3 protein-coding genes and 1 pseudogene are annotated in these 4,723 nt (G+C 66.6%); all 4 read right to left on the bottom strand.

The genetic code is table 11. The features are described from left to right. Positions 1 to 54 precede the first annotated feature (54 nt). Positions 55 to 972 (bottom strand): annotated as a pseudogene (locus P1P70_RS40945) (family 43 glycosylhydrolase); the annotation flags it as partial. Between the two features lie 50 nt (positions 973 to 1,022). Next, positions 1,023 to 1,973, bottom strand: coding sequence for a carbohydrate ABC transporter permease (locus P1P70_RS40940; protein WP_319247014.1), 951 nt, complete (start codon positions 1,971 to 1,973; stop codon positions 1,023 to 1,025). Next, on the bottom strand, positions 1,973 to 2,857 hold the full coding sequence (locus tag P1P70_RS40935; protein WP_319247012.1) for a sugar ABC transporter permease: 885 nt from the start codon (positions 2,855 to 2,857) through the stop codon (positions 1,973 to 1,975). The genes P1P70_RS40940 and P1P70_RS40935 overlap by 1 nt, the downstream gene beginning before the upstream one ends. Before the next feature lie 11 nt (positions 2,858 to 2,868). Beyond that, positions 2,869 to 4,209: an ABC transporter substrate-binding protein gene (locus P1P70_RS40930; RefSeq protein WP_319247010.1), complete on the bottom strand. Its 1,341-nt coding sequence runs from the start codon at positions 4,207 to 4,209 to the stop codon at positions 2,869 to 2,871. Positions 4,210 to 4,723 lie beyond the last annotated feature (514 nt).

The raw sequence follows: 4,723 nt of genomic DNA, 5'->3' as shown, positions 1-4,723 counted from the left end.
AAGTCCTTTTTCTATTTTTTTTCCTGTTTCGTGGGCTTGGAGATGTGTTTAAGAGACAGCCACCGCCGGATGCCAACCCCCCTGCCGAAGCCGGGGCCAGCCCTCGGGGTCCCAGGTCACCGCCTGGATCGCGGTCTCGCGGCCCAAGGTGCAGCGGATGCCGTATGCGGTGTGCAGGGGGCGGGCGGTGAGGTGGCTCAGGAACCACTCACCGGTCGGCGTCCGGACGAGTTCGGCGTGTCCGGCCTTCTGCAGCGGCACCTTCGGGTCGTCCCGGGTCGTCAGGAGCGGCACGTCGTCGAGTTCGTACGGTCCGGTCAGGGCGCGGCTGCGCGCCACCCGCACCCCGTGTTCGACCCCGGTGCCGCCCTCGGCGAGGACCAGGTAGTACCAGCCGTCGCGGATCAGGAGCTTGGGACCCTCGATCAACCGGTCGTGCTGGAGCAGGAGATGAGTGTCGCCGAGCGGACGGAGTGTGGCGCGGTCCAGTTCCGTCAGCACGATCCCGGCGAACCGCTCGCCGCCGGGACGGTGGTCGCTCTGCATGTTCAGCAGCCAGAGCCGGCCCTCGTGGTGGAACAGGGCCGGGTCGAAGCCATGGCTCGCGACCCGTCGGGGCGCGGTCCACTCGCCGTACACCGCCGCGGCCGTACTGACGTACGTGTCGAGGTCGAAGTGGCGCGTGCCGACCGACCGCACGACCGTGTAGACCACCCAGAAGCGTTCGCCGTCCCAGCTCAGCGAAGGCGCCCAGATGCCCGCCGAGTCGGGGACCCCCTGCAGCGAGCCGCCGGGGGCCGCGCCGCGCACATGACCGGCGTACTCCCAGTGCGCCAGGTCCCTGGAGCGGTGCACGGGGATCGTCGGGAACCACTCGAACGAACTGGTCGCCACGTAGTACCACTCGCCGACCCTGATCAGGGAGGGATCGGGGGCGAAGCCACGGATGACCGGATTGCGGGCCACGGTCACGGCCGGGTTCACGTCGGCGGTCATGGTCACGTCCCGGTTCACAGGGGTGGTCACTTGAGCGCTCCCAGCGTCACGCCCGACCGCCAGTAGCGGCGCATCGCGGTCATCATGATCGCCAGCGGGACGATGGAGAGGAGCGCGCCGGTCAGGACCAGGCTGGTCACGTCGATGCCGGACTCGGCGCGCTTGCCCGACCAGTTGTAGAGGCCGAGGTTGAGGGTCCAGTTCTCCTCGCCGCGCAGCACGGTGAGGGGGAGGAAGAAGGCGTTCCAGGTGTTGACGAAGGCGAGCAGGAAGACCGTCGCGCCGCCCGTGGTCATCATCCGCAGCACGATGCTGAAGAAGATCCGCAGCTCACCGGCGCCGTCGATACGGGCCGCCTCCAGCAGTTCGAAGGGGATCGTCGCCTCGGTGTAGACCTTCGCCAGATACACGCTGAACGGGTTGATGAGGCAGGGGATCAGCATCGCCCAGGGAGTGTCGACGAGGCCGATCTTCGAGAACATCAGATACAGCGGGAGGGTGAGCAGGGCGATGGGGATGAGGAAGGAGCCCACCACGGCCCCGAAGACCACGCCCCGCCCGGGAAAGTCGAAGCGCGCCAGGCCGTAACCGGTGGCCAGGGCGATGAACGTGCCGCCGAGGGAGCCGACACCGGCGTACAGGAACGAGTTGGCGGTCCAGCGCAGGAAGATGCCGTCCTCGTAGGTGAACAGCTGGTGCAGGTTGTCCCACAGGTGCATGCCGGAGAACCACAGGCCGTTGCTCTGGTACAGCCCGACCTGGTCCTTCGTGGCGGCGACGATCAGCCACCAGACGGGGAACAGGCTGTACAGGCTGGCCATGATCAGGCCGAGCAGGATGAAGCGCTGGCCGCCGCGCCCGCGTGCGGCGGGGTCGGGACGGGCGATCCGCCGTACGGGAGGCGAGCCAAACCTTCCCGACTCGGCCGACTTGGCCGGCGTTCCGGTGCTGGGGGAGTCGGTGGTGGTCGTGGCCATCAGTCGACCTCCTTCGAGGTCAGCCGGTAGAAGAGGAGGGAGGCGACGCCGAGGATCAGGGCGAGGAGCACCGAGAGGGCGGCGGCGTACTGGTAGTTGCCCGCGTTGAACGCCTGGTTGTAGATGATCATGATGGGGGTGAAGCTGCCGTCGACGGTCTCGGGGGTGATGTTCCGGAACAGCGCCGGTTCGTTGAAGAGCTGCAGCATCTGGATGATCGACAGCAGACCGGTCAGGACCAGCGCCGCGCGCACGAACGGGATCTTGATGCTCAGCGCGATCCGGAGCTCGGAGGCGCCGTCGAGACGGGCCGCCTCGAACAGCTCGCGAGGTACGCCCTGGAGAGCCGAGTAGATGATCACCATGTTGTAGCCGATGCCGTGCCAGGTGAGCAGATTGCCGATGGACGGCCACACCATGGACGGCGCGAAGAAGTTCCAGTCGAACCCGAGGAAGTCGCCCATCGGGGTCAGCGGGCCCACGGCGGGGCTGTACAGATTGATCCACACGATCGCCGCGACCACGCCGGGGATCATGTACGGGACCAGCAGCACGATCCGGAACCGGTTCGCGGCCTTCGCGGTGAGCGCGTCGAGGAACAGCGCCAGGACCAGGCTGACCAGCAGCATGAACGGGATCTGCACGCAGGCGAACAGCACCACCCGCAGGATCGAGCCCATGAACGCCGAGTCGCTCAGCCCCAGCTGGTAGTTGTCGAACCCGGTGAACTCCCGGGTCGCGCCACCGAGGCCGAGCCCGGACCGCTTCTCCTGGAACAGTGACTCGTAGACGGCGTACGCGATGGGCAGCAGGTAGAGGAAGACGAATCCGAGCTGGAAGGGCACCGTGAACGCGGCACCCTTCCAGCGCTGGGAGCGAATCATCGAAGGATGCCTCAGCCCTTGACGTTGATGCCGCGCGACTTCAGGTCCTTGACCGTCCACTCCTGCATGTGCGCGAGCAGGTCGGTGACCTTCTGCTCCTTGCTGACGACCTTGCCCCACTCGCTCTGCAGCTCGGTGAACATGGCGGTCCAGTTGGGGCCGTAGACCCAGTCGGTGGTGACGGTGCCCAGGCTGTCCGTGACGATCTTCTTGGCCGGCTCGTAGTTGCCGCCCAGCAGCTTCTCGGAGATGGCCTCGGCGACGAACGAGTCGCTGTCGGCCAGACCCGGCATCACACCGCTGCCGGTCTCCGGGCTCGCCATCGACTTCACCGCGCCCGGGTCCGTGGACAGCCACAGGGCCGCCTCGGCCGCCTGCTTCTTGTGCTCGCACTGCTCGGTGACCAGGTTCATGCCACCGCTCTGGTTGGTGCCGGCCGGGGTCTTCGCGGCCTCGCCCTTGTACGTCGGCCACGGGGTGAGCGCCCAGTCGCCGAAGGAGTCGGTGAAGTTCTGCACCATGCCGGCCATCTGCCAGGTGGAGATCTGCCGGGTGACCGTGCCGCCCTTGTCGTAGTTGCGCTGCACGGCCGCGTAGTCGGCGAAGGAGAGCTTGGAGTTGAGGTCGCCGTCGATGATCTGCTGGATCACGTCGGCGGCCTTCAGGCTGCCCTCGTCCTGGAAGTTCACCTTCCAGGAGTCGCCGTCGATGGCGTACCAGTGGGCGCCGGCCTGCATGGCCAGCACCTCCAGGGTGCTCGGGTCCTCACCGGCGTAGTTGGTGATGTGGATGCCGTGCTTCTTCAGGACCTTGCCGGCGGCTATGAAGTCGTCCCAGGTGGTCGGCGCCTTCAGGCCGTACTTCTTGAAGACGTCGGTGCGGTAGATCGTGAAGGCGGGTGCCGAGCTGGTGGGGACGCCGTAGACCTTGCCCTGCACCTGGACACCGGCCCACGCGCCGGCGTTGAACTTGTCCGCGCTCGACCCGACGTACTCGGTGATGTCGGCGAGCGCGCCCTGCGACACCCAGGTCGTCACGTACTCGGCGGTGTTCTGCACCAGACAGGGGGCGTTGCCCGCCTTCACCGCGTTGCTGAGCTGCTTCTGCATGGTCAGCTGGTCGGTGACCTTGGTGTACTTGAGCTGGACGTCCTTGTGGGAGGCGTTGAACGACTTGACGAGGGCTTCCTGGCCGTTGGCCCAGCCCCAGAAGGGGAGGGTGACCGGGCCGGTGGCTCCGGAGGAACCGTCGTCGCCCGAGTCCGAACCGCCGCACGCGGCGAGCAGACCTGTCAGCGCCACACTCGCGACGGCGATGCGGGCGAACCTTCTCCGGGGGCTGCTGGAGTTCATCGAACGGCATCCTTCGAGACGTAGACGATCGCGGAAGTGGGGGAGCGAGGGGCGGCTCGGTGGGGCGACTGCGAGCGAGGCGGACCGTCAGCTCGGGTCTCGGGACCCCTGCGGAATGTGTAGTAAACGGTTGCTGTGAAACGTAGGTCGCCGGATCGACTCACGCAAGAGCGCGACGGCAAAATGTTACGCCGGATGGTCACCGGGGTTGCCGGAAGCTGTCGTCCGGTGGCCGCCGGGTGACGGTGAGTACGCAGGTGAGAGGTGTGCCGACCAGGGTGCGGGCGGTCCGGAGGGGGCGCGGGCGACGGTCGAAAACGCGAAAACGTTTACGAAAATGGACGTCATCCGCCAGACCCCGCACACGGAGACGCGGCCGTTCGGGGGCAGTTCTCCGCGGCCGCGGCGGGAGCCCTTGCCCTTATACACCTCTCCGAGCCCAAGGGACAGGCGACAACATCGTATGCCGTTTCCTCCTGAAACAAAAAAAAAAGTAAAAAAACAAAGAGAGAAA

Source organism: Streptomyces sp. MB09-02B (assembly GCF_033794485.1).
Lineage (GTDB): Bacteria > Actinomycetota > Actinomycetes > Streptomycetales > Streptomycetaceae > Streptomyces.
The sequence above is the reverse complement of the archived record's forward strand: the minus strand, read 5'-3'. Positions and strand labels throughout refer to the sequence as shown.